Source organism: Agarivorans sp. QJM3NY_29, assembly GCF_050870835.2.
Taxonomy (GTDB): Bacteria; Pseudomonadota; Gammaproteobacteria; order Enterobacterales; family Celerinatantimonadaceae; genus Agarivorans.
In genome coordinates this window covers 3,433,607-3,458,077 of sequence record NZ_CP194036.2, presented here as the reverse complement: position 1 = coordinate 3,458,077, position 24,471 = coordinate 3,433,607, and the positions used below count along the sequence as shown (strand labels likewise).

Annotated in this window: 21 protein-coding genes, 1 tRNA gene and 1 riboswitch; of the genes, 7 read left to right on the top strand and 15 right to left on the bottom strand. The window is 43.6% G+C overall.

Annotated features, from left to right (window positions below; genetic code table 11):
- Positions 1–845: 845 nt before the first annotated feature.
- Complete coding sequence (locus tag ACRRS0_RS15715; protein ID WP_432452261.1) at positions 846–2,081, top strand: cystathionine gamma-synthase family protein; 1,236 nt, start codon at positions 846–848, stop codon at positions 2,079–2,081.
- A 95-nt stretch (positions 2,082–2,176) separates the two neighbouring features.
- Here the strand turns inward: ACRRS0_RS15715 and ACRRS0_RS15710 are convergent, their stop codons facing one another.
- The 4 genes from ACRRS0_RS15710 to ACRRS0_RS15695 form a co-directional block, all read right to left on the bottom strand.
- Complete coding sequence (locus ACRRS0_RS15710) at positions 2,177–2,653, bottom strand: FKBP-type peptidyl-prolyl cis-trans isomerase (RefSeq protein WP_432452262.1); 477 nt, start codon at positions 2,651–2,653, stop codon at positions 2,177–2,179.
- A gap of 156 nt (positions 2,654–2,809) precedes the next feature.
- Entirely contained in the window at positions 2,810–3,790 is a 981-nt protein-coding gene (locus tag ACRRS0_RS15705) for an ion channel (protein WP_432452263.1), read from the bottom strand.
- A 141-nt stretch (positions 3,791–3,931) separates the two neighbouring features.
- Positions 3,932–5,587 (bottom strand): response regulator, encoded by a 1,656-nt coding sequence (locus ACRRS0_RS15700; protein WP_432452264.1) that lies wholly within the window; start codon positions 5,585–5,587, stop codon positions 3,932–3,934.
- Positions 5,588–5,755: 168 nt separating this feature from the next.
- Positions 5,756–5,842: riboswitch (cyclic di-GMP riboswitch) on the top strand.
- Positions 5,843–6,251: 409 nt separating this feature from the next.
- Positions 6,252–6,335, bottom strand: a tRNA-Tyr gene (locus ACRRS0_RS15695).
- Between the two features lie 164 nt (positions 6,336–6,499).
- On the opposite strand from ACRRS0_RS15695, the gene ACRRS0_RS15690 reads away from it, so the two are divergent.
- The gene (locus ACRRS0_RS15690) at positions 6,500–7,030 is read left to right on the top strand and encodes a VC2046/SO_2500 family protein (protein WP_432452265.1); all 531 of its coding nucleotides are present in this window, start codon (positions 6,500–6,502) and stop codon (positions 7,028–7,030) included.
- On the opposite strand, the gene purU is transcribed toward ACRRS0_RS15690, so the two are convergent.
- The gene (gene purU, locus ACRRS0_RS15685; protein ID WP_432452266.1) at positions 7,027–7,863 is read right to left on the bottom strand and encodes a formyltetrahydrofolate deformylase; all 837 of its coding nucleotides are present in this window, start codon (positions 7,861–7,863) and stop codon (positions 7,027–7,029) included. The two genes, ACRRS0_RS15690 and purU, sit on opposite strands and share 4 nt — an antisense overlap.
- A gap of 28 nt (positions 7,864–7,891) precedes the next feature.
- Positions 7,892–8,353 carry a YchJ family protein gene (locus tag ACRRS0_RS15680; RefSeq protein ID WP_432452267.1) on the bottom strand — a complete coding sequence of 154 codons (462 nt, stop codon included), beginning with the start codon at positions 8,351–8,353 and terminating at the stop codon, positions 7,892–7,894.
- A gap of 297 nt (positions 8,354–8,650) precedes the next feature.
- On the opposite strand from ACRRS0_RS15680, the gene cobT reads away from it, so the two are divergent.
- Positions 8,651–9,691: a nicotinate-nucleotide--dimethylbenzimidazole phosphoribosyltransferase gene (gene cobT / locus ACRRS0_RS15675; protein ID WP_432452268.1), complete on the top strand. Its 1,041-nt coding sequence runs from the start codon at positions 8,651–8,653 to the stop codon at positions 9,689–9,691.
- A 157-nt stretch (positions 9,692–9,848) separates the two neighbouring features.
- Here the strand turns inward: cobT and ACRRS0_RS15670 are convergent, their stop codons facing one another.
- On the bottom strand, positions 9,849–10,946 hold the full coding sequence (locus ACRRS0_RS15670) for a ketoacyl-ACP synthase III (RefSeq protein WP_432452269.1): 1,098 nt from the start codon (positions 10,944–10,946) through the stop codon (positions 9,849–9,851).
- A gap of 223 nt (positions 10,947–11,169) precedes the next feature.
- On the opposite strand from ACRRS0_RS15670, the gene ACRRS0_RS15665 reads away from it, so the two are divergent.
- Positions 11,170–11,499 (top strand): hypothetical protein, encoded by a 330-nt coding sequence (locus tag ACRRS0_RS15665; RefSeq protein ID WP_432452270.1) that lies wholly within the window; start codon positions 11,170–11,172, stop codon positions 11,497–11,499.
- A 188-nt stretch (positions 11,500–11,687) separates the two neighbouring features.
- Here ACRRS0_RS15665 and ACRRS0_RS15660 read toward each other — a convergent pair whose 3' ends face one another.
- From ACRRS0_RS15660 to ACRRS0_RS15635, 6 genes are all read right to left on the bottom strand, one after another.
- Entirely contained in the window at positions 11,688–13,175 is a 1,488-nt protein-coding gene (locus tag ACRRS0_RS15660; RefSeq protein WP_432452271.1) for a carboxypeptidase M32, read from the bottom strand.
- Between the two features lie 24 nt (positions 13,176–13,199).
- Positions 13,200–13,775, bottom strand: a complete 576-nt coding sequence (gene smrA, locus ACRRS0_RS15655; RefSeq protein ID WP_432452272.1) for a DNA endonuclease SmrA — start codon at positions 13,773–13,775, stop codon at positions 13,200–13,202.
- Between the two features lie 72 nt (positions 13,776–13,847).
- Entirely contained in the window at positions 13,848–13,991 is a 144-nt protein-coding gene (locus ACRRS0_RS15650) for a DUF3149 domain-containing protein (protein ID WP_432452273.1), read from the bottom strand.
- A gap of 68 nt (positions 13,992–14,059) precedes the next feature.
- Positions 14,060–14,935 carry a TraB/GumN family protein gene (locus tag ACRRS0_RS15645; protein ID WP_432452274.1) on the bottom strand — a complete coding sequence of 292 codons (876 nt, stop codon included), beginning with the start codon at positions 14,933–14,935 and terminating at the stop codon, positions 14,060–14,062.
- A gap of 44 nt (positions 14,936–14,979) precedes the next feature.
- Entirely contained in the window at positions 14,980–15,813 is an 834-nt protein-coding gene (locus ACRRS0_RS15640; protein WP_432452275.1) for an SDR family oxidoreductase, read from the bottom strand.
- 463 nt (positions 15,814–16,276) lie between these two features.
- Positions 16,277–16,516, bottom strand: a complete 240-nt coding sequence (locus tag ACRRS0_RS15635) for a DUF1127 domain-containing protein (RefSeq protein ID WP_432452276.1) — start codon at positions 16,514–16,516, stop codon at positions 16,277–16,279.
- A 96-nt stretch (positions 16,517–16,612) separates the two neighbouring features.
- Between ACRRS0_RS15635 and ACRRS0_RS15630 the strand changes: the two genes are divergently transcribed.
- Entirely contained in the window at positions 16,613–17,560 is a 948-nt protein-coding gene (locus tag ACRRS0_RS15630; protein WP_432452277.1) for a LysR substrate-binding domain-containing protein, read from the top strand.
- Between the two features lie 24 nt (positions 17,561–17,584).
- On the opposite strand, the gene ACRRS0_RS15625 is transcribed toward ACRRS0_RS15630, so the two are convergent.
- Both ACRRS0_RS15625 and adhE read right to left on the bottom strand, forming a co-directional pair.
- Positions 17,585–18,316, bottom strand: coding sequence for a DUF3108 domain-containing protein (locus ACRRS0_RS15625; RefSeq protein WP_432452278.1), 732 nt, complete (start codon positions 18,314–18,316; stop codon positions 17,585–17,587).
- 293 nt (positions 18,317–18,609) lie between these two features.
- A complete protein-coding gene (gene adhE / locus ACRRS0_RS15620) occupies positions 18,610–21,270 on the bottom strand; it encodes a bifunctional acetaldehyde-CoA/alcohol dehydrogenase (protein ID WP_432452279.1) in 2,661 nt (886 codons plus the stop codon).
- A gap of 551 nt (positions 21,271–21,821) precedes the next feature.
- Between adhE and ACRRS0_RS15615 the strand changes: the two genes are divergently transcribed.
- Both ACRRS0_RS15615 and oppB read left to right on the top strand, forming a co-directional pair.
- Positions 21,822–23,450 carry an ABC transporter substrate-binding protein gene (locus ACRRS0_RS15615; protein WP_432452280.1) on the top strand — a complete coding sequence of 543 codons (1,629 nt, stop codon included), beginning with the start codon at positions 21,822–21,824 and terminating at the stop codon, positions 23,448–23,450.
- A 96-nt stretch (positions 23,451–23,546) separates the two neighbouring features.
- On the top strand, positions 23,547–24,467 hold the full coding sequence (gene oppB / locus ACRRS0_RS15610) for an oligopeptide ABC transporter permease OppB (protein ID WP_432452281.1): 921 nt from the start codon (positions 23,547–23,549) through the stop codon (positions 24,465–24,467).
- Positions 24,468–24,471 lie beyond the last annotated feature (4 nt).

The window sequence follows — 24,471 nt, the reverse complement described above, 5'->3', positions numbered from 1 at the left end:
TGGACAGTGAATGATTACATTGCTAAAAAATGCTCAGATTTACACGTCACAGCTCTTTGGCTGGCGTTGTTACTTGTTCCATGGGCTGGATGCAGTTATCCCGAGTTCTTCGCTTACTTTATCTAGTGACCTGACGAATAGGCATACCTATCAGTCTAGTTATTCGGGTGAACGCTCCTAGACTGGCCATCATTTGTCCCCCTTACGTGTTGTAATGACGCAAGCTCAATTTTCCACTCAGTCGCTGCTTATAAAGGTACATTGCCGTTTCCGACAAGGAGCATTTAGATCTAGCGATTATTCAGCTTTCTCTTCCCCATTGCCATTAAGCTTTGTCCGAATATGTATTTCTTAATGAGGGCGGTACCATCGATCTCGTGGCGAGTATCAGCCCGCGATTTATCGCGCAGGGAGAAGTCTGCAGCGCTAAGGTTCTAGGGATTATTTTGAATAGCGGTTTAGATTGGCAACAAGTCAGTTTTGGAACGGAACCAATGTAAGCTTACTCTGAGTTTAATGCATAAGGAGAGTTGATTAAGATATCGTGTGGTGAATTGATTCGTTTTTATTAGCCAAGTGTGGTGTGGAACTCAAGGAGGATGAGCCTTTGGTGGAGATAGCGCTTTTGCTGATGAGTGAACATATCGCAAGATACAGGTTTTATTAGATAAAGGGCGATGGGTGGAGCGATGTTGCCGATTTAGTTGTGTTCGCTCGCGATCGTTCAGACATCTGCAGGTCGTCGGGGAAGGGAAATCTATTTGTCGCCGATGATTTTGCTGGCTCGTTTTTCATTGAGGCCTAGTGCATAATAGTGTCACTTGGTTTTTAGTAGAAGTAGCCCTATGACGTTTAAAGGATTTACGACTCAGCTGGTTCATTGTGACCGCCTAGCTGGGATCGAGGAGGGAGCGGTGCACGCGCCGATCCACAACTCGGTGCCTTATGGATATGCAGCCACTCAAGATCTACTTGATGTATTTCAAGGGAAGCAAGTCGGCCACGCTTATGCCCGCCAATCCACTCCTACCTTAGATTATTTGCAAGGCCGAATTGCGATGCTTGACCAAAGCATCGCCAGTTTGGTGTTTGCCAGTGGCATGGCTGCAATTGGTACGGTATTTCTAAGCTTGCTTAAGGCTGGTGATCATATCGTCGCGAGCCGTTTTCTATTTGGTAATACCAGTAGCATTTTTGGTACGCTCAAGGGTTATGGTATTGAGGTAAGCTTGGTTGATGCCACGGATCGAGAAGCGGTCGCCGCGGCTTGTCAAGTCAATACCAAGATGGTGTTTGTTGAAACGATTGCTAATCCGGCCACCCAAATTGTCGATTTACAAGGGATTGGTGAGTTATGTCAGCAGCGCGGATTAGTTTATGTTGTCGATAATACCTTAACTTCTTCCTATTTGTTTCAGCCAGCTTCCGTGGGCGCAAGTCTTATTGTCACTTCCTTGTCTAAGTATGTGGGCGGTCATGGCAATGCGCTTGGTGGCTCGGTGAGTGACACGGGGTTATTTGATTGGTCGAAGTTTCCTAATATTTTTGAGGCCTACCGTAGTGGCGATCCTAAAATGTGGGGGATTAATCAGATTAAGAAAAAAGGACTTCGTGATTTTGGTGGTGCCTTAAGTTCACAGGCTGCTCATCTATTATCGGTGGGCTCAGAAACGATGGCCTTACGGATGGAGCGCCAGTGTGCCAATGCAATGGCTTTAGCACGTTTATTAACCAAACACCCTAAAGTGGCTAAAGTGTATTATCCCGGCTTGGAGAGCCATCCTCAGCATCAACGCGCGAAAAGTTTGTTTAAACACTTTGGTGCATTAGTTAGTTTCGACTTGATTGAAGGGATTGATTGCGTTGCCTTTTTAGATAGGCTTCAGATCGTGATTAATGCGACTCATTTGGGCGACAATCGAACTTTAGCGCTGCCAGTCGCTCAAACTATTTATTACGAAATGGGTTTAGCAGCACGTCAAGCTTCAGGGATTAGCGAGACGATGATCCGTTGTTCGATTGGCATCGAAGATACGCTCGACCTAGTGACTGATTTTGAGCAGGCCTTATTGCAGTTTTAGATGGTGCTAGCACCGTGTTTAAAAAGCCTTGGCAACTGTTGCTCGGGCTTTTTATGAGTTATTTCTAGATCTATTTGGCTTGAGATGCCGAATGCTTAAGGGGTATCAATAGAAAGTAACTCCACTTCAAAAATAAGGGTCGATCCCGCTGGAATTGAGGCGATGCTGCGTTCTCCATAGGCTAAGTGGCTAGGGATAAAAAAGCGATATTTGTCACCCTCATGCATCAGTTGTAAGCCTTCGGTCCAGCCTCTAATGACTTGCCCTAAAGGAAATTGCGCCGGTTGCGCTCGCTCAACAGAGCTATCAAATACTAGGCCATTGAGTAGGCTCCCGTGGTAATGCACGGTCACGGTGCTGCTTGCTGAAGGTTTCGCTGACTTGCCTCTGTTTTCAAGAATTAGATATTGTAAGCCGGAGCTGGTACTTACAACGCCTTGTTGTTGAGCATTATTAGCCAAAAAATATTGACCAAGTAATTGATTACTTTTAATTATTTTTGCATGATTCTGCTGGCGAATATAAAACACAACAATCAAAATAGCGAGTATTGCTAATACAATAAATTTCAAAAAACTATCCTTTTCTATCAAGGGGGGCGGTTCGCAATAGCGACCAGTTTAAAGATACTGCCTACGGCTATAGCGCTGAGGTGAATCTTCAACTTTAACTGAAGTGTTGATTAAAATACATCACGAGTCACCGAAAATAATGCTGCTCATGGCGAGCTAGCGAGTCATTTTCTTCACAAATACTACAACAAATAAGGCGATGATAAAGCTACCGCTAAAGGCTTCTATTGCTGCAAAAACACGAGATAATCCTACAGGGGTAAAATCCCCATAACCTAGAGTCGTGAAGGTCACGACGCTGTAATACAAACATTCAAAGAAGGCGACCATGTTTTGAGTTGCTGTTTGATTAAGATCAAAGGTAACAATATTGCCGTTGAAATGGATGCCGGTAAACAGATAGACCAGAGCACTACTAAAAATAATCGCCAGAGAAGTAAAAATAACTCGCATCGGTAATTCACCATAGCCGCAGACTAAGTCGACTAGCTTTGAAATGGCTCTTGGATAGGAATACTTAGGCATTTGATAACGGCGCATGGTGAGTTCTTTACGTAAGAAATGTCCTGCGGTGGTAAACAGCCCTTCAGCCTCAGCACTTTTACGTAAACTTCGATAGACTTCTTCTGCTTGCTGGTAATAGTCATTCATTAACTCGATATCTTGCTTTTGTTCCGCTGTTAGGGCCAACTTTTCTTGCATGACACGCGCTCCAACCTTAAGGCTATCACACTTACAACCTTCCATTTTTGCACCCAGCAGGTTGGTTTGAGTTAGGTTTGCGTGATTAAGGTTAGCGTCGCGAAGGTCTGCCTTCATTAAACTGCCACCCTGAAGGTTAATATTAAACAAGTGGGCGGCTTTGAGGTTACAGCGATAAAGATCGGCACCAGTCATATCATAGCCTTGTTTACTGTTGTATTTGACTAGATTGATATCGCATAGTTGGGCTTTTTTAAGGCATATTCCACGCATTAATCCGCCATTTTGGGCGTAGCGTTCTAGTTGTTCTTTAATTTCGGGGCCAGTTTTATTTTCATTGGGATCGTGCCAAAAACACAATCCATTGCTCAAGGCCTTTTCATGGCAAGGGAGCCCTGAGTCATCTTGATACGAACATTGGTTATTTCGAACCATCTGATTCGCCTTCTTTGATATGTTTGCTCTGAGGTCGTGAGCAAGCCAGTGTTGGTTGCTTATTTAAGTGTAAGCCAAAAATTAGAGCTGTGAGATCTACCTTGATAGAAAATGCTAAAGTTGTTCAATAAAAACAATATATTAACTTTTGTTTTTACTACCAAACTGCTGAAATTCGTTCTTTAGCGTTGAGTAACGCTCGGCGTGATTTTCGTTGAGCTTCAAGCCATCGAGTAATTTGATGGTAACTTTACAATCGTTTAGCAATTGCCCACTGACGCCCTTATCTGAGAGATTGATTTGTTTCAAAATCGCTTGGATTTTATTGAGAATAGCCCCGGTGTTTCCCGGTGCGACCTGCAGGGCCTTGTCAAAGTGGCTTGTCGCTTCGTCATAACGTTGTTCTTCGTAGGCATCAATGCCCATTTTGTTGTATTCGCGAAACAGCCCAAGTTTCTGTTCAAAGTCCTCATCTTTTAAAACTTTATGTGCTGAGGATAGCGATATTGGATCAATATTATCGCGTTTTTCTAACTCTTCAGCAAAGGGCATTGCATATTCAAACTCTCCCACTGAATTTAAGGTGAGGAAGGTATCGGGTAGTAACTCAACCGCAACTTTTTCCGGAGAGTCGAGTAGGCCATCATTGCTGCTAAACAAGAGTCTTTTAGCTTTGTTTAATTCGCCTTTGGTCGCGTGTACTCTTGCTTGACTGATCCCTTCGAAAGCATCGAAATTAAAGTCTTCGTCTTTGCCTTCTTCTCGTCTGGCATGAAACAGCACTGAATTTACTTCTTGTAGTAAGCGGTTTTTACGGTATAGGTCTTCTTCGCCTTGGGCTTCATCAATTAAACTTCGTACATAGTTACATAAATGATGTGGCCCCCGATGAATAGAGCGGCGTGCCAATTGCAAAATAGTTGAGAATGTTTCTTTCGCTAAACTCAGTTCTCCAGCATCAATCGCTAGCGAGGCCAATAGTTGTTGGCGTTCAAGGCTGTTTACGGCTAATTTAGAAGCTTTTAGCACGGTTTCCAGGGCTTTTTCGATATTTCCCTCAGCGCGGTAGGCTCGAGCTAACCAGTCATATGCGGTGAGTAACAGTGGGCTTTCTGCGATGGAGCGGCTGAGCGTATCAATTGCTTTTTTATTTTCATCGAGTAGCAGATATACCCGGCCTAAGGTCGCTTTGGCCCAAGTTTGTTTTCGCTCTTTTAGGATCGCCTCTAACGCTAGTTTGGCGTTTTCATATTCCCCTAAAGCAATTTGTGCTTCTACCTTTAAGTTTTTACAGTAGTTGCTGTAACGACTCTCTTTCTCGATTTGTTGGTCACATAGCTCAATTACTTTGCTATAGTTTTTATCGGCCAGTGCGTGATAAATATCACGTAAGGACTGTCTTTTCAGGTGGGCTCTGGCTAAGCGATTGTGTAATTGAAACTGTGAAAATGGTTTGGTAATAAATTCGTCAGGTTCCATTTCAAGTGCGCTGAGCACCATACTCTTATTATTATCACCACTAATAATAAAAAATAATGCATCCACTTCGAGTAGTTTGCTGACGCGTAACTCTTCTAGTAATTGTCCGCCGTTTTTACCTGTACCTAGATTATAATCCACCAATAGAATGTCGAACTTTCGTTTTCGGCAAGCTTTAACGGCCGCTTCTCCAGTTGTCGCAAAATAGACATCGCTTGCTCCAAAGTTTTGTAGCATGGCTTTAAGCATCACTTGAAAAGCGCGCTGGTCATCAACGATGAGTATTTTTTTTCCGCTATAGTTGTATTGCGTTGCCATTACCGTGTTATCTAATCCTTTTTCGATATCCTAGCACAACTTTGCCAAGGTTGAAGCTGTGTAAGTATAGCGGCCTAGCTGCTTAAGCTTATCATTTATAAAACCTTGCCAAACTAGCAGTGCTTGATTTACTATTAAGGCGTTGATGAGTTTTTTAGCTTGTCAACACTGAGTCAAAGCCAAACTTGGAGTGATCCAAGGTCGGAAAGTTACAGATCTTGAGAATTATATTCTTAAGATGGCTGGACCGCCTTAGTTGAGTGGTTTTATTTACAACATTGTTGTTTAACCTCTCAGTGAGTTAGTCTATTTACCGTTTATTACTTTCCGTATTTGGTTGGAACGCCAAGCTAAGTTAGCTTGGCGTATTTGTTTGGCGCTTAGTCCTAAATATTTTCTCGTTCTATCTTCTATCTTCTATCTTCTATCTTCTATCTTCTATCTTCTGTTGCAAATCTAACTACTGATTTTCTGTCTTATTTTAAAATCTATTCATGAGCGGTTTACTTGGGTTCGGTTAAAATGAAGGTTAACCTGATTGTTGTGCAGCATCGCCATAACTTAGTGAGCATATTACTTGCTCGGCATTACTGAGAGGTTATCAAGCATGATGCTAAATTTAAGACATAAAAAAAGACACCTAAAGTGTCTTTTTTTATCAAGATGGTGGAGGGAGGTGGATTCGAACCACCGAAGCTTTCGCGACAGATTTACAATCTGTTCCCTTTGGCCACTCGGGAACCCCTCCTGCTTGTGGAGCGGCATATTACCAGAACTTGTTAAGCTGTAAAGTAAAAAAGGCGATAAATTTTATAGCTTAAGACTGTTTGCTTAATATCTGTTCATTTCGTGAATGTGAACTAAAGTTTTGTGTCTTTCTACCGATATAGGTAATCAGTAGAAGGGGGCGCAATGTTAGTTGAGCAGATAAGAAATCATAGTTTGTGTGATGAGTTGCAGTTAGGCGATACGCTTAATCGTTGCTCTCAGCAGGGTGATCTTGCTCATTTTCATCTGCTATTGAGTATGTTGAGCCAAAACGTTTGCGATCAGGCTCAATTTTCCATGCAAAAACCTGCGGCCGAACAAGTACAGCAAGATCTGCGAGCTCAATTGCAGCTTCGTGAAGCTCGCCCTCTAATTGCTCAGGCTGATGAGTTCGAAGTGCAGGCGAATTGGAGTCAGCATTTACAAAAGGGCTCAATTGATACCATTCGTTTGGAGCAAGCCTTAAATGGTTATGCCGCCTGCGCGGACGATACGCTCGATGGAGTTCGTGAAGAGGTCATGAATAACGTGAGTCTACTGACGCGGTTAAAACATGGCGCGGCTAGTAAACCACTGCAAGTCATACCCGATGTAGAAGTAAAAGGTAGTGAAATTTATCAAGTACTAAGCAACTTCGATTATTCGAAGCCGCTTAAAGTTAAATATTATAATTAGCGAAAAACTACAGTTCGATTCCCGTAAACAAATACTTTCTCATCGAGCACTTGTTGCATGGCGCGACTTAATACCGACTTTTCTACATCTCGCCCAGCTTTTGCCATTTCTTGCGCGCTGTAGGTATGGTCAATATGAATCACGTGTTGCTCTACGATAGGACCTTCATCTAGATCGTTATTCACGAAGTGAGCGGTAGCGCCAATGATTTTAACCCCTCTATCGTAGGCTTGTTTATAAGGTTTAGCACCAATGAAAGCTGGCAAGAACGAGTGATGAATGTTTAAGATCTTATTGCTGAACGCCTCGACAAATGTTGGTGTGAGGATCCGCATGTATTTAGCGAGTACCACATAGTCGGGTTGATATTGTTGGACAGTTTCAATGATCAGCTGTTCATGTTGCTCACGTTTTAATCCTTCATGACTAATGTAATGGAAGGGGATGTCAAATTTCTCAGTGAGCGCTTGTAGGATATCGTAGTTGCCTACAACTGCGGCAATTTCAACATTCATATCACCGTATACGGCTTTCATGAGTAAATCGCCTAAGCAATGTGCTTCTTTGGTGACCATGATCACGATGCGCTTGCGTCCGGCCCCGACTAAACGACGGGCGCTGCCAATAGGTAGTGCATTGTCTAAATCAGCGAGCAAAGTTTGGTCGTTAAAATAGCCTTCTAACTCGGTACGCATGAAGAAACGTCCCACTTCATTATCGACAAATTCGTTATTTTTAATAATGTTGAGTTGATGCTTGGCACAGATGTTGGTAATGGTTGAGATTAAACCTTTGGCATCTGGGCATTCGGTTAAAAGAATTTTTCTTTCCATGGTGTTTTCGATTTATTCAGCTTTAAAGTTAAGATTTTTTACAGCACTGTTTCAGTTTCTTCCCGCTCCCGCAGGGGCACGCAGCATTGCGAGCCAAGGGTGAAGGAGAAAATACACCATCGGTATAAAACCAATGTTCAGCAATTTTTGTGAAATTAGAGCGTTCATGCAAAATATTAAGTTGGCCTTGCTCGCGAAAATGAGCTTTAAACTCCACAATTCCGCTGTTGCCATCGAGTCGGTCGCAACTAAATAAAATTTCGAGTTTCTCCCATTGTGTCGCTTCCTCGGCGTTGAGTGCTAAGGGCTGCTCACTTGGACGAAAGTCCGGATGATGGCTTTGCCATAAGTAGTTCGCATCACCCAGAGTATAGGCACTATAGCGGGAACGCATTAGTTGCTCACAATGAGTCGGGCTTGATAAGCCGCTGATATAGGGTTGACAACATTGAACAAAGTTCAAGCCGCTACCGCAAGGGCAAACTAACACTCTGGAACCTCTAATTTGACTGAGGGCGAAGTGTAGCAAGAAGTTGGCAATAACACAGCTGAAAATTGCTTAGAGTTCGTTCGTTAGCGGCTTTCTTTTAGGCGGTGACTTTGAGATGTCGAGCAATAGAAAGTGAAAACTTGTATTGTAAATCGTTTTTTTTTAAGCCTTCATCTGCGATCTATGGCTGGCTTGCTTAGGGACAAGTTAATCTTTGATAAATACATGTTTTGGTTAAAGCTAAGGCTTAAACGAGTTAAGCTTAAACGAGGTATTATGATTGCTAGGGAATTGAATTTGCGTACTAAATTTGTAATTGAGCCTTTGCAGCTTGGTTTGGCAGAGGCACTGCAAAATAAGATTGATTTGAAGACCAAGCCACAAGGTTCTTTGGGCCAATTGGAGTCATTAGCTTGTCAGTTAGGCCTGATACAGTCGACCCTTGAACCTGTGATCCAGCGCGCAAAAATGATTGTATTTGCCGCCGACCATGGGATTGCTTTAGCTGGGGTGAGTGCTTATCCACAAGCTGTGACGGCGCAAATGGTGCAAAACTTTGTGGAAGGGGGTGCGGCGGTTAATGTATTTTGTCGCCAGCACGGTTTTGCTTTTGAGATTGTTGATGTTGGTGTTAGCCAATTACTTTCAGAAGAGGGGGTTGCGTGTTGTAAAGTGGCAGCTGGAACAAAAAGTTTTTTAAGTTCAGACGCGATGACCCAAGCGCAATCGGAGCAGGCGATGGAGGTTGGAGTGGCTAGAGTTCGTCAAGCGGCCTTAGAGGGATCTAATTTATTGGCTTTCGGTGAAATGGGGATCGCCAACACAGCCAGTGCAGCCGCGTTGATGGCTGGTTGTTTGGGACTCCCGGTTAGCGATTGTGTTGGACGAGGCACTGGTTTAGATGACCAAGGTTTGGCACATAAAGTTGCGGTATTAGAGCAAGCAATGAACCATCATCGCGGAGATTATACGGCCGAACAATGGTTGGCGAAGGTTGGCGGTTTAGAAATAGCGGCCATTGTGGGGGCGATGCTTGAAGCCGCGAGTCGGCGGATGGTGATTTTGGTGGATGGTTTTATCTGTTCAGCTGCAGCGTTGGTTGCTTATCAAATCAATCCTCTGGTGAAACAATATATGGTGTTTTGCCACCAAAGCGCGGAACAGGCACATCAGCGTTTATTGAAGGCGATGGATGCTCATGCCTTGTTAGAATTGTCCTTACGTTTAGGTGAAGGGAGCGGCGCAGTATTAGCTTATCCCTTGGTTTGTTCCGCTGTCGCCTTTCTCAATCAAATGGCCTCATTTGAATCGGCAGGGGTGAGCCAACAGCAGGGCTAGCTAAGGTCCAAGGCTATTCTTGATTTTGCATGCAGAGAACATCTAGGCCATCGGTTTAAATCAATCGATGGCCATTGCTGCAAGTCGTTAATATTGAAAAGCAATCCTCGGTCGACTTGATATGGCTTGGCTCGACCGCAACACTGGAAGCGCTGAGTTAAGTGAGTTGTGCTTTCCTTGCCTGTTGGCAACCTTCGATGGCAGGGGCCAGCAGTTCTAAGGCGCTTTGATTACAAGCGGGCAGGCTGGCGGTGGATTGTTTGACTGGCGTCACTCGTTTTCCCCAGCGAATAACGGCCGCTCCCCAGGTGAGTCCTGCGCCAAAAGCTGCTAATAAGACATTGTCACCGGGCTTAATTCGACCTTGCTCTAAGGCTTCACATAAGGCGACAGGAACCGTTGCTGCTGAGGTGTTTCCGTATTTTTCAATGTTGATCATGATGTTTTCATCGGGGGCGCCAATTCGTTTGGCGAGAGCGTCGATGATCCGTAGATTGGCTTGATGAGGCACGATGAAGTTAAGTTCATGATTAGCAACTTGTGCCTGAGCCAAGACATTGCTGGCAGCTTCTCCCATACCTTTTACGGCACGTTTAAAGATTTCGGGCCCTTCAAACTGGAAGTTGTACAGGGTATCTACACCGCTAAAACGTTTGCGGTTGGTACCAAAATCCGCAATTGATAAAATTTCCCGTTTTTCACTGTCACAACCTAACTTAGCGGCTAAAAATCCAACTTTTTCTGGATCATCATTGGCTTCGATGATCACCGCTCCGGCACCATCACCGAATAACACAGCAGTATCGCGCTTGGTCCAATCGAGCAATTGACTGAGTCGCTCGGCACCAATTAACAATATTCTTTGCATTGCTCCTGTTTGAATTAAGGCCGCCGCAGTTTGTAGGCCGTAAACAAAACCGCTACAAGCAGCATTCATGTCAAACACGGCCGCTTGATCGGCATGTAGTAGCTGTTGCACGCGACTGGCACTGTTTGGCACTGTTGTTCCAGCTGTGCAGGTACACAAGATAATTGCATCGAGTTGTGCTGCATCTAAGTTTGCCGCAGCGAGAGCTTGCAAACCTGCATTGGCAGCTAGTTCGGCGATATCCACATGCGATATACAACGCTCTTTAATACCTGTTCGGCTACTTATCCACTCATCGGATGTGTCGATAAAAGTACTTAAATCGTGGTTAGATAGACGTGCAGGAGGCATACATTTGCCCCATCCGGTAATTTCGGCGTGATACATAAAGGCTAGAAACTCTCATACTATAATGTGCCAAGGATTATGCCTGATGCATGCTAAATAGCCAAATTGTCTGATTCTTGAGCTTGACTGGTTGGTTTTATGACTTAAGCTAGATATCCCAGTTTGAGTCTATTTTTTCAGACTTAAGTGTAGGCAAATTGACAGCTTGGTTTGGGCTCATGGATAGCTTATAAGCTCTGGTATAACTAGATTGAGGTCTTATATGACGGTGACAGGTCAACAATTCGCGTCAGCATTCCCAAACGACGATAAAATTGAATGCTCGCGCTTTAATCACCTTACTCGCTATTTTGAACTAAGCATTGATATCTGCGCCGATCCCTTGACTCGGCTCGCTTTTGCTTCTGAACAGATAGCGGCCTTGCCGCTACTTAAAAAAGTCGCGGTAAATGGTGAGCTGGATGATATAGCCGTGTTTTTCGCTGAGATGTTTATTTGGCCATTGAGTGACATTTGCGAAGTGAGAGCCCCAGTTCCCTTAAGGAGCGAGGAATGGTTATTACTCGATGCGGATGAGGTAGGACACTCATGAGTGTTCAGCCCTAGTTTGGGGGAACGCTCACGATAAATATGCTTGATGTGACTTATGGTGAGCGACTAGTCGTCTTGTTAATGCTCGCAAGCTTTTGTTTTATTAATAATTTCATTCACGTAAACAATCGCTTGCTTGCATTTATTAAGCTTGCAGTGAACCGTATTGTCGAGCTGCCGTCACAACTATTATAAATAACGAGCTTGAAGGTGTTGTTTAAAATACTGGCTATTTAAGTTTTCGCCAGTGGCGCGGCTGACTAGTTCATCGCTTGGGTAGAAACTGGCTTGTGACCAGATGTTTTTTTGTAACCAGGCAAAGACCGTATCGTAATTACCGGTTTGAACTTGCGCGGGTACCTCCGGATGTTGTTTCACCAGCGCTGTGTGAAATTGTGCTGCATACATTGCACCGAGTGAGTAGGACGGAAAATAGCCGATTAAACCAGCAGGCCAATGCACGTCTTGCATGCAACCATCTTGGTAATTGCCTTGTGTAGATAGTCCTAAATACTGTTGCATTTTGAGATCCCATAATTCCGGGATATCAGCCACGGTAATTTTTTGGGTAATCAGGTCTCGTTCTAATTCGTAGCGCAACATGATGTGTGCAGGATAGGTCACTTCATCGGCGTCAACTCGAATATAACCGGGCTGTACCTTAAGGTAGTGTTGTTTGAGCTCGCTTAAGCGCATTGGTTGCTGATGGCACAAATGCTGATTGACTAAGGGGAGTAGTTGTTCAATAAATGCCTGACTGCGACCCAATTGCATTTCAAAGAATAGGCTTTGGCTTTCATGAATGCCCATTGAGCGGGCCTGACCCACTGGTAGATCGAGGAAATCTAAAGGTAGATTTTGCTCATAGCGAGCATGACCCGTCTCATGCACTATTCCCATCAGCGAGCGAGTAAAGTCTTGTTCTTCGTAACGGGTGGTAATTCGAACATCCTGAGGGACTCCACCACAGAAGGGGTGAGTACTCACATCGAGGCGACCATGATTAAAATCGAATTGCAGCTTCTTCATCACTGCTAAGCCGAGTTGCTTTTGTTTATCACTGGCAAAGGGCGCATTGAGCTGAAGCGCGGGCCAACTTTTTTGTTGTTCGACGACCTGTTGGATCAGTTGGGGGAGCCAGGCGTGTAACTCACCAAATATTTTATCCAAACGCTGCATTTGCATGCCGGGTTCGTAGAGATCAAGCATCGCATCATAAGGGCTTAACCCAGTTTTATCGGCTCTGATCTGCGCTTCTTCAATGGCTAATTGCATCACCGCTTGTAGGTTAATCTGAAAGGCCTTCCAGTCGTTGTTGCCACGCTGTTCACGCCAAGCGTGTTCGCAATGTGCGGTTGCCAAAGATTTTGCTTTGACGAGATCGCTGGGGAGGGCAGTTTGCTGTTGCCAATGACGTTTCATTTCTCGTAACGAGGCCTGTTGTTGCGGATTTAGGTTTAGTTGTTTGGCTTGTTCTAGCCATTCTGGCATTGCTGAATGGGTGGACTTTTGATGGATTAATACGGCGAGTTCTGCCAGTGCTTCGGCACGGGCTTGATTTCCACCATTAGGCATCATTGTCGCTTGATCCCAGCTACAGATAGCATTTAAATGCGCGAGCTTAGATAGATGTTGAAAGTGCTGGCAGAGTTGTTGGTAAGCGTTGGGCTTTGTCATAATTATTCCTTGGTCGATGTGAATTTAACGGATTCGGCGAGCATGACGTTCGCGGTTATCGAGTTTTTGTAATTCACTTTTTTTCAGCAGTACGTAGATGGCACCGCTGCCACCATGTATGGCCTGAGCACTATGTATCGCTAATACCGATTCAATTTGCGGTAGCCAGCCACTCACGTAGCTTTTTAGTAATGCTGGTGGTTGGCTATTTGCGCCTTTGCCGGTAATGATTAATGCGCTACGAATGTTTAATTGCTGGCACTGTTTGATGAAACTTATAATTTCGTTACGCGCTTGCTCAAGGCGAAGTTTGTGTAAATCTAACTTGGCTTGGATTTCATATTTGCCCAAACGGAGCTTCTTGAATACACCTTGCTGTAGTCCAGATTTTTTGTAACTGACGGGATCGTCGGGGCGTAATAGTTTAACCTGTTCCAGTGAAAGGTAATCTTGATGACTCGCTGCCTGTTGTTGGGCTGCTAATTGACGAGCCTGCTTTGCGGCGGAATCTAAAGTTGCACTACTGCCGATGATGGCGTCTTGCTTTAAGGGCTTGATTCCAGCAACTTCTTGCTGAAATAGATCAAATTCTTCAGACATAAAAGAACTCCTGAACAACGAAGTCCCTTCTTTATAGATGAGAGCATGCAGCGGCGCAACCGCTGCGTTCGCTTATTTTTGTGGTGGTTCGCTTTGGCTGATTTTTTTTAGGAAATAATAAGTATAAAAAATCATCAAACCAATTGTAATCGCGATCACCGAAATAGACATTAAACCAATGCTATTACCAAACAGTAAGTCTAACCAAAGATCCATGCTAAAGATTCCTTCTTATGAGGTCACCTGAGCATAACTTGGTTGAATATTAGCCAAATTGATAGTGATCAATCTGTGTTTGGATCAACTTCACGAATTACATAACCTTGTTGTTCTAAATTACTGAGTAAGCCTTGTTCGCCATATAGATGCATGGCACCAACGACGACAAAACTAGTGTTATTGAGTTCGGTGAGTTGTTGCAGCCATTGCTGGTTTCGCTGGTAGAGTAATTTATTGATCACCATTTCGGCTTCTTGTTGGAACATTGGATCTTCACCAAGCAGCGCAAATAGTTGTTGGTTATCCCCTTTGTTCCAGTATTCCACGAGTTGATTGAACATCTGAGGAACCTGTTCGAATTCATCGAGAGTTTGCTGTAAGAGAGGAATTTGAATACTCTCAAGGCTGCTTAAAGCTTCCAATTGTTGTTCAAAAGTCTCAAGTGCGATAATTGGCTTGTATCGTTGTTTTGCTTGTTCGATGAAGTGAAGATCAAGTCCAAGCTCAGGTTTAAAACCTAAGGCTTGCATTTGCAATTGGCTGAGTACAATGGCGGCATACCAAGCTCGCATATTGCTAAATAGTGTTTCGGAAATACCTAGTTGTTGGCTACGTTGCTTTAACAGTTGCTGATAATGAGGGCTTAAATCATCGTTGAGGCTGCGATTAGCCGGTTGCAGTGTTCTGGTGTTCAGCATTTGCTGATCACTCGCGCTTAGCTTTGTGATATCAGTTTCGATGATCAGTTGTTGGCTGTGCTTAAAGGCATCGATAAATGCTGCAGGTAGTGGATAAAACTGCTCGCTACCTAAATGGATCGAGCCGAACAAATAGAGGCGTTGTTGTGCTTTACTGGCCACCCAGAGTGAAGGCTCAGCAGCCAGCTGAGTACTCGAAAGGATTAGTAACAGCGAACCTAAACGCTTTATCCAAGTTGACATAATAAATCCGTTATTGAAAAGGTAAGCCATTTTATCATGCGTACTTAACTTTTTCTGAGTATTGCATCGAGCCAAGTGACTGGTAAACAACGACGCAATAAAGCAAACAGATGAGTGGGGGAGGTCACATAGTAGCGAACTTTCGGGCTTGGCGCTTCTAGGGCATGCAGTAGTGCGTTAAATACAGCGCTAGCAGGTAAGGTAAAGCGAGAGCTAGCACCTTCTTGGCCGAGACGTTTTAAGGTATGTTGGTAAGCTGCTTGGTGGCGACTTTGCTCTAGTTTGATTGATTGCTCGAAGGCAATTTTGGCATTTTTTCTAAATGAACTGATAATCGGTCCTGGTTCGATCAGGCTTATCTTAATTGGCGTATCGGCTAATTCTAGGCGCAGGGTATCTGTGTACCCTTCTAGGGCGAATTTACTGGCGTTGTAAGCGCCACGATACTTCATTGCTACGAGCCCTAGCACCGAGCTATTCTGGATAATTCGTCCTTGTTGTCGCTCAAGCATATGAGCAATCACTAAGCGGCTCAGATGATGCCAACCAAACAAATTGATTTCAAACTGCTGGCGCAGTGCTTCAGTGGGCAGATCTTCTAGCGCTCCGGGTTGTCCGTAGGCGCCATTGTTAAACAGGTAGCTTATCTTTCCGTTAGCCATTTTCAAGGCTTGTTGCCAGCCTTGTTCGATGGATTGCTGACAGGCTAAATCTAATTGTATACAGTTTAAGCCCATCTCTTGGAGCCGTATAACATCGGATAAATAGCGACAAGATGCGATGACGTGATAGTTATGCTTTGGTAGTTGTTGAGCGCAATATAAACCAATGCCACTACTACAGCCGGTAATCAAAATGCTTGCTTGCTCTGGTTTCATGTCTTGCCTGCTTATTGTTGAAAGATTTACGCTTGGATAGATATACAATTGGCAGATCCTTGGCTGCTTGGCTTTGGAGCAATTGGTCGCCTACTAGAGATGAAATGTCTTTCGGTCGGCTTTTAAATCATGTTTGGAGTCAAACCGAAGCTTACTCATTTGTACATATAGGTAAGGCTTATCTTGGTGTAAAGGCAGATTCAGTAAGGTTTGTGTATTTCCAAGAGGCCATGATAAGGCTTAAATCAATCCGATAGGGATTGCCTTCGAGGATACGTTTGACTTGATGGGGGCAATCTTTTGCTCAAATTTATCGCGCTAGAGATAATGTCAAATTTACCCATAGAAATGCTCACTTACAGTCGGAGTTTAACCGAATATGTAGGTGAAAAACACTTTGTTCAGTGGACAAGGCCTGAACTTTACAAATCAAACCTTGTCCTTATAGCGTTTTGACGCAAAATTATTTTTTCCAAAAGGATTTACTCGCTTCAATGTTGGCTTGCCTACGACTGACACCAATGTCTCTGAGTAGGTAATCGGGCAGGCTAGCTAGCTGTCTACGCAGCTTGGCGCGCTCAATACACTGTTCGTAGTGTGCCGCAAAATACTTGATGCTAAACCAGAGTCGCTGGATTAAAAGTAAGTCTGGTTTAACTCTAAACTGACTCATTTGCTGATGTGTTCCACTGTGTCTATTCATTTTTGATGCTCCTATGCTGTTTGCACTTAAACATTATTTGATTTTAGGTTAGGCTGACAAACGACTTAAACAGACTGTGAGTTAAGGAGAGCTTAAGTGAGTGAGCGTTTGCCCCCTTTGCAAGGGCTATATTGCTTCTATATGGCGGCTGAATTAGGCAGCTTTAAGCAAGCTGCGGCTAGGCTATATGTAACGGCTGCGGCGATGAGTCAACAGATCCGCCAGTTGGAAGAGCGACTTGAGGTTAAGTTATTCGAGCGGCAGCATCGTAAGGTCGTGTTAACCGCTGAAGGGGTCACTTTATATAACTATGCGAAACAAGCCTTTGTGAGTTTACAGGATGGAGTTAGGCAGCTGAGTCAAGATCCTAACCCAAATACTTTATCGATTTCGGTACTACCTTCATTTGCTCAACACTGGTTAGTGCCACGCTTGGGTGATTTTAGTCAGCAACATCCCGACTTGTCGGTGATGTTGATGCCGAAAGATACCTTGATTGATTTTCGCCAAGAGCCTGTGGACCTATGTGTGCGTTACGGGTTGGGGGAATACCCTGGTTTAGCATCCGAAAAGCTAATGGATGACCATATTTATCCAGTTTGTCATCCGCTTTACTTTGAGCAACACCCGGGTTTATCCCTTGATGACTTAAGTGGACATACGGTGATAGATGATGCTCGCCCAGATATGAACTGGCAGTATTGGTTACAATTGGCGGGTTATAAACAAAGTCCTACCAAAGCCAACTTAATCTATCAAGGCGCCCACGTGGTGTTAGAAGGAGCTTTATCTGTGCAAGGGATAGCTTTAGTGAGACATAGTCTGGCTTGGAAATACATTCAGCAGGGGACTTTAGTTCAATTAGGGAATATTGCGGTGCGTTCCAGTTATAGCTATTTCTTAGTCGCTCCAGAGCCCTATTTAAAGCGAGAAAAGGTGCGCCAATTCAGCCATTGGATCAGTGCTGAAGTGGAAAGTTTTTGGTTTGACAGCCAAGCTAAATCTACTGATATAAAGCTGGTACAAGCCAAAGAGTGCTGTTAGTTCGTCGTTGAGGTGCTCGATTGTTTACAGCGATTTTGCCGTTTGCTGCTCTGGTGGTGAACTTTGTTCAATCGTAATTCGAGTGGCTTCTAAGGTTGCCCAGCTTTTGTCATTACGAATAATCTCTGCTTTCACCAGTTGATAATCAAGCGCTGGTGCAAGCCATAACCAAGTTTTGCGGCCTTCCCGCTTTTTTTGTTCAAGCTTAAGCGTTTTGAATTCACCTAGTTCGGTGTTGATCGTTTCTTTTCCGATGACATTGAAGCGGTAGTTTTCAATTTCATCAATGGCGTTGTAATGATAATTCATATCGGTGAGGCCATTTTTTAGGTCATTTTGTAGTTGCACCGAAAAGCCAGCGGTATCCATTAATTGTTTTACGTCTTCGGGCGCTTCAAAGTGATGACTCTTGCCATTAATTTCAACGATTAATCCACCTTTACGGTCTGGGTGACCAATTGCTTGTAAGTGACTAAATAAACTTTTTTGCTTATGAACAAAACCTAAGGTTTGCACCTGCTCCTGTTGATAGGAAAAGCGCGAGGTATCATCGTAGGAAAATCCCCCGCCTAAAGCACTGGCACGGCTTTTTATTTGAAACACATTGTGATTGAGTTTTATGAGCTGTCGGTAGCCAGTAGCGATTGGGATCCCTTTAAAGCTTGCTGCATATTCAGCTTCAAAGGGAAGGATCTGTGCCACGGTGGTGGTACTCAATAACAAACTTGCAAAGCTTACGGTTTTTAATAACGACATAACAATTCATCCAAAGGGTGACATGCTTATTATACCTATCTAACTCATTATCTGTTGATTCTTGCTGGGCTAAATCTGCGCTAACTGCGTTATGTATCGTGTCATCAGAGTCATTCGTTACTGCACTTCATGCCTAGTTATCGGCAGATTTATTCTGCGCAATAGGTTGATCATATAATGAATCAAATTGGTATTATACTGAGCTAAGTATGACAAAGCTTCGAGTGAAACCAAAAATAAAAAGCCCCGCATCAGCGGGGCTTTATGATCACTTTGAAATTAACTTAATAAAATTAAGCTTTTGCTTTGCTTGCTTTTTTAGCGGGCGCTTTTTTTTCAGCTGCTTCACGTTCTTCGGTTTCTACGTAAGGACGACCGTAGTACGAATCAAGTAGCACTTGTTTTAATTCAGCGATTAATGGGTAACGTGGGTTTGCACCAGTACATTGGTCATCAAACGCGTCAACCGCTAACTCGTCAACTTTAGCAAGGAACTCTGCTTCAGGAACACCCGCAGCTTGAATTGATAATGGGATATTGATTTCAACTTTAAGTTCGTCTAACCAAGTTAACAATGCATTAAGCTTGTCTTCAGTATTCCCTTCGCGGAAGCCCAAGTGCTCAGCAACTTCAGCATAACGAGCCCGTGCTTTCGGACGGTCGTATTGTGAAAATGCGGTTTGTTTGGTTGGTGTATTGGTTGCATTGTAACGAATGGTATTGGTAAGCAACAAAGCATTTGCCAAACCGTGCGGTACGTGGAATTCTGCACCCAATTTGTGAGCCATTGAGTGACACACACCTAGGAAAGAGTTCGCAAACGCGATACCAGCGATGGTTGCAGCATTGTGTACTTTTTCACGAGCGATAGGGTCAGACTTACCATTTTTGTAAGAGCTTGGTAGGTATTCTTTCAGCATCTTAAGTGCTTGCAGAGCTTGACCGTCTGAGTATTCGTTCGCTAAAACAGAAACATAAGCTTCCATGGCGTGCGTTACCGCATCGTAACCACCAAAGGCACAGAGTGACTTAGGCATATCCATCACTAAGTTAGCATCGATTACAGCCATGTTCGGTGTTAACTCGTAATCAGCTAATGGATATTTTTGACCCGTTGCATCGTCGGTTACCACTGCGAAAGGTGTGACTTCTGAACCAGTACCTGAAGTTGTAGTGATACAGACAAGTTCAGCTTTTGACCCCATTTTAGGGAACTTATAAATACGTTTACGGATGTCCATAAAGCGCATTGATAGATCTTCGAAATCAGTTTCTGGGTGCTCGTACATTACCCACATGATTTTCGCAGCATCCATTGGTGAACCACCACCAACCGCTAAGATTACATCTGGTTGATAGCTGTGACAGGCTTGAGCACCTTTTTTCACGATGGTTAATGTTGGATCTGCTTCTACGTCATGGAATATTTCTACTTCCATACCTTTTTCTTTAAGGATTGAGCGTAGATCGTCGATGTAACCGTGGTTGAACAAGAATTTGTCAGTCACGATCATTGCGCGTTTTTTGCCATCTAAATCGTCCATGGCAACAGGTAATGAACCGCGGCGGAAGTAGATTGATTTAGGAAGTTTATGCCACAACATATTCTCAGCTCGCTTAGCAACAATTTTCTTATTAATTAGGTGTTTTGGACCCACGTTTTCAGAAATCGCGTTACCACCCCATGAACCACAACCAAGAGTCAATGAAGGTGCAAGTTCAAAGTTGTAAAGGTCACCAATACCACCGTGTGAAGAAGGGGTATTAATTAAAATACGTGCCGTCTTCATTTTGTCGCCAAAGTAAGCAATACGCTCGGCATTTGCATCTTGGTCGGTATAAAGAACAGAAGTATGGCCTACACCGCCAATATCTAACACGATACCCGCTTGGCGAACCGCATCTTCAAAGTCTTTCGCTTTGAACACACCTAAAGTCGGAGATAGTTTCTCGTGGGCGAACTCATCATCGAAAGAAGCTTCTAAGCCTTCGCCGATTAGAATTTTAGTTGACTTAGGTACGGTTACACCGGCTAATTCAGCAATTTTATAAGCAGGTTGACCAACAATTTTTGCGTTAAGAGCGCCGTTAATCATTAGTACTTTACGGACTTTGTCTGCGTCTGACTTGCTCAGTACTGCTGCGCCATATTTAGCGAACCGCGCCAATACTTCGTCGTACTTTGATTCAACGATGATTGCTGCTTGCTCAGAGGCACAGATTACGCCGTTATCAAAGGTTTTAGACATCAGAATTGAAGAAACAGCACGCTTCACGTCAGCTGTTTCATCGATCACTACCGGTGTATTACCCGCGCCAACACCGATTGCTGGCTTACCTGAAGAGTAAGCTGCTTTAACCATGCCTGGACCACCAGTAGCAAGAATTAAAGAGATGTCATCGTGCTTCATTAGTGCGTTAGACAATTCAACAGAAGGTTGATCAATCCAGCCAATGATATCCTTAGGTGCACCAGCTTTAATTGCTGCATCTAGTACCAGCTGTGCGGCAAAGTTGGTTGAGTTTTTAGCGCGAGGGTGTGGAGAGAAAATACAACCGTTGCGGGTTTTCAAGCTGATTAAAGCTTTGAAGATTGCCGTAGAGGTTGGGTTGGTAGTCGGTACGATAGCACAAACGATCCCTACTGGTTCAGCGATGGTAATGGTACCACCTTCTTCATTACGTTCAATGACACCACAAGTTAAAGTATCTTTATATTTGTTGTAGATGAACTCAGAAGCGAAGTGGTTTTTAATCACTTTGTCTTCCATAATGCCCATGCCAGACTCTTCAGCGGCCATGCGAGCGAGTTCAATACGGGCTGTAGAAGCTGCGAGTGACGCGGCGCGGAAAATTTTATCCACTTGCTCTTGGCTGTATGTTGCGAAAATAGCTTGCGCTGCCTTCACTCGAGCAACCATTGCGTTTAACTCATCTATATTACCTACAGGCATCCTGTTCTCCTCATTTAAACTAAAATTAATTAGTAAACCGAAATGGTCAAATAAACTGCCACATTATAGACCCTAAATAGACGCTTGAGTGGTTTAGTAATTAACTTTCACCAGCGATTATAATAGCCATTCGTTGCTTTAGCTTGATCCAGATCATGTGTTACTAAGTTACAAATGTAAATAAATAACGTTTTATTTACCTATATAGTGGCCTATTTGTATTATTTAATACAAATAATGTAATTTATTTACTGTTTTCATCTCATTTGTTCTGTTTGTCTTTCAGTTATGCTTTCATGTTGAATTGATTCGGTACCACCTTAATTCTTAGGCTTGGAGCGATAAACTAATTCATACATATTATGTAAATAGTTAGTTTGAGCCAATCACAAAAATCAACTTATTATTTGTTGTTTTGTTTCTTCGGGTGTAGCATCTTGCGTGATTGTACGTTTTTTCAGAACATTATACTGATTTAATATTCATGAAAAGTGAATGGAAATTACATGGTTAGGCTCATTGTAGCTCACCGTGTGGAGATGGAGATTAAAATGAAAACTGCTAAAACCCTTATTGGTAGCTTAATTGGCGCGGCCATATTCGGCTCATTCGCCATGACTACTTATGCTGCCAATGTTCCTGCTGGTGTAAAATTGGCACCTGTACAAGAGTTAGTACGTGGCAATGGTTCAGAACCAGCGTCTCTTGACCCCCACAAAACCGAAGGCGTCCCTGAATCGAATGTGATCCGTGAGCTTTTAGAAGGTTTAGTTAACCAAGATGGTCAGGGTAATCTGGTGCCAGGTGCAGCGGAGTCATGGGAAACAAAAGACAACAAAACATTTGTGTTTCATTTGCGTCACAATGCTAAGTGGTCAAATGGTGACCCAGTGACAGCTCACGATTTTGAATATAGCTTCAAACGTGCAGTTGATCCTAAAACAGCTGCACCTTATTCGTGGTTTTTAGAAATGACCACTATGGTTAACGCTGCAGACATCATTGACGGTAAAAAACCGGCTTCTGAGTTAGGAGTAAAAGCACTTGATGATTACACTTTACAGATCCAGCTGACGGAAGCATTGCCTTATTTTGTGGCAATGACCTCACACACCACCATGAAGCCAGTCCATCAAGCGACTGTTGAAAAATACGGGGATAAATGGACACTACCTGCGAACTTCGTTGGTAATGGGGCTTACAAAGTATCTGAGTGGGTGGTGAACGAAAAAATCGTGATGGTCCGTAATGAAAATTACTGGGACAACGCGCATACCGTGATTAACAAAGTGACTTATTTACCTATCGAAAGCCAAGTAACCGATATGAACCGTTTCTTAGCGGGTGAAATCGACATGACTTACGAGATGGCTAACGAACACTTTAAACGGATGCAAAAAGAACAACCTGAATCCTTGAAGGTGACGCCTTACCTCTGTTCTTACTACTATGGTTTTAATAACAAGAAAGCACCATTTGATGATGTTCGTGTTCGTAAAGCGTTGTCTTACGCCATTGACCGGGACGCGGTTGCAAAATATATCGTCGGTAAGGGTGAACTGCCCGCTTACAATTTCGCCCACCAGAAAGTCGCTGGCCTACATTTCGACAAACCAGAATATGCAACCTGGACTCAAAAAGAGCGCAATGCGAAAGCTAAAGCCTTGTTGGAAGAAGTGGGTTACACCAAAGACAAACCTTTAGAGTTTAGCTTGTTATATAACACCAGTGATAACCATAAGAAGATTGCAATTGCAGTCGCGTCGATGTGGAAGAAAACCCTCGGAGTAAAAGTTAACTTAGAAAACCAAGAGTGGAAAACTTTCTTGGATAACCGTCGCAACGGTAATTACGACGTGACTCGTGCGGGTTGGTGTGGTGATTACAATGAAGCGTCTACTTTCTTGTCGTTGATGCAAAGTAACAATGGTAATAACGACCAGTTTTATAATAGTCCTGCCTATGATGGTTTCATGAATGCGGCAATGGTAGCGGTTGATCCTGCCGTACGGAGTGACAACTACCGTCAAGCTGAAGCGCAATTGGCAAAAGATATGCCTTTAGCTCCTATCTATCACTACGTGAATGCGCGTTTGGTTAAACCGACTGTTGGTGGTTACCCGATGAACAACGCAGAAGACAAAGTGTACAGCAAAGACCTATACATCATTGCTCAGTAATTGATGATTAATAATAAGGCACCTTTTCTTAAGGTGCCTTATTTTGTTGTGGCTAGAACTTAGTCGCGACAACAGAGTTTAATAGTTGGAAATAGTATGATTAAGTTCATCTTTAAAAGAATATTAGAATCAATACCAACTTTGTTGGTATTGATCACCGTTACCTTTTTCATGATGCGTTTTGCTCCAGGAAGTCCTTTCTCTGGTGAGCGCTCACTCCCGCCTGAAGTCTTAGCCAATATTGAGGCGAAGTACGGTTTAGATAAACCGGTGTTAGAGCAATATTTGACTTACCTCGGTAATTTAGTTCAAGGCGATCTTGGCCCATCATTCAAATACAAAGATTACTCAGTGAATGAGCTGGTTGCACAAGCTTTGCCTGTCTCTGCCAAGATTGGTTCCATCGCCTTTGTTTTTACGGTGTTGATGGGCGTGTCGGTTGGCACACTGGCTGCTCTCAAACAGAATACCTGGATGGATTTTAGTATCATGTCCACCGCAATGGCGGGGGTGGTGATGCCTTCATTTGTGCTTGCGCCAACCCTAGTTTATATCTTTGCAATTAAATTACAGTGGTTACCTGCAGGGGGCTGGAATGGAGGGGCGATCCAGTACATCATTTTACCAATGTTGGGGATGTCGTTGTTGTATGTGGCATCTTTTGCCCGAATTATGCGCGGTAGCATGATTGAAGTCTTGAGCTCTAACTTTATTCGTACCGCCAAAGCGAAGGGTTTACCATTTCGTTATATCGTATTACGGCATGCGCTGCGCCCCGCTTTGCTGCCTGTGGTCTCTTTCATGGGGCCCGCTTTTGTGGGAATTATCACCGGATCGGTGGTGATTGAGACCATTTTTGGTTTGCCTGGTTTTGGCAAGTTGTTTGTAAATGGTGCACTGAATCGTGATTACTCTTTGGTATTAGGCTTAACCATTATGATTGGTACTTTTACCATTTTATTTAATGCGATCGTAGACATCCTGTATGCCTTTATCGATCCTAAAATTCGCTACTAAGAGG

Coding starts and splice junctions, on each gene's coding strand:
- ACRRS0_RS15715 (WP_432452261.1), top strand. CDS start 846: ATGACGTTTAAAGGATTTACGACTCAGCTGGTTCATTGTGACCGCCTA.
- ACRRS0_RS15705 (WP_432452263.1), bottom strand. CDS start 3,790: ATGGTTCGAAATAACCAATGTTCGTATCAAGATGACTCAGGGCTCCCT.
- ACRRS0_RS15700 (WP_432452264.1), bottom strand. CDS start 5,587: ATGGCAACGCAATACAACTATAGCGGAAAAAAAATACTCATCGTTGAT.
- ACRRS0_RS15690 (WP_432452265.1), top strand. CDS start 6,500: ATGTTAGTTGAGCAGATAAGAAATCATAGTTTGTGTGATGAGTTGCAG.
- purU (WP_432452266.1), bottom strand. CDS start 7,863: ATGGAAAGAAAAATTCTTTTAACCGAATGCCCAGATGCCAAAGGTTTA.
- ACRRS0_RS15670 (WP_432452269.1), bottom strand. CDS start 10,946: ATGTATCACGCCGAAATTACCGGATGGGGCAAATGTATGCCTCCTGCA.
- ACRRS0_RS15665 (WP_432452270.1), top strand. CDS start 11,170: ATGACGGTGACAGGTCAACAATTCGCGTCAGCATTCCCAAACGACGAT.
- ACRRS0_RS15660 (WP_432452271.1), bottom strand. CDS start 13,175: ATGACAAAGCCCAACGCTTACCAACAACTCTGCCAGCACTTTCAACAT.
- smrA (WP_432452272.1), bottom strand. CDS start 13,775: ATGTCTGAAGAATTTGATCTATTTCAGCAAGAAGTTGCTGGAATCAAG.
- ACRRS0_RS15650 (WP_432452273.1), bottom strand. CDS start 13,991: ATGGATCTTTGGTTAGACTTACTGTTTGGTAATAGCATTGGTTTAATG.
- ACRRS0_RS15645 (WP_432452274.1), bottom strand. CDS start 14,935: ATGTCAACTTGGATAAAGCGTTTAGGTTCGCTGTTACTAATCCTTTCG.
- ACRRS0_RS15640 (WP_432452275.1), bottom strand. CDS start 15,813: ATGAAACCAGAGCAAGCAAGCATTTTGATTACCGGCTGTAGTAGTGGC.
- ACRRS0_RS15635 (WP_432452276.1), bottom strand. CDS start 16,516: ATGAATAGACACAGTGGAACACATCAGCAAATGAGTCAGTTTAGAGTT.
- ACRRS0_RS15625 (WP_432452278.1), bottom strand. CDS start 18,316: ATGTCGTTATTAAAAACCGTAAGCTTTGCAAGTTTGTTATTGAGTACC.
- adhE (WP_432452279.1), bottom strand. CDS start 21,270: ATGCCTGTAGGTAATATAGATGAGTTAAACGCAATGGTTGCTCGAGTG.
- ACRRS0_RS15615 (WP_432452280.1), top strand. CDS start 21,822: ATGAAAACTGCTAAAACCCTTATTGGTAGCTTAATTGGCGCGGCCATA.
- oppB (WP_432452281.1), top strand. CDS start 23,547: ATGATTAAGTTCATCTTTAAAAGAATATTAGAATCAATACCAACTTTG.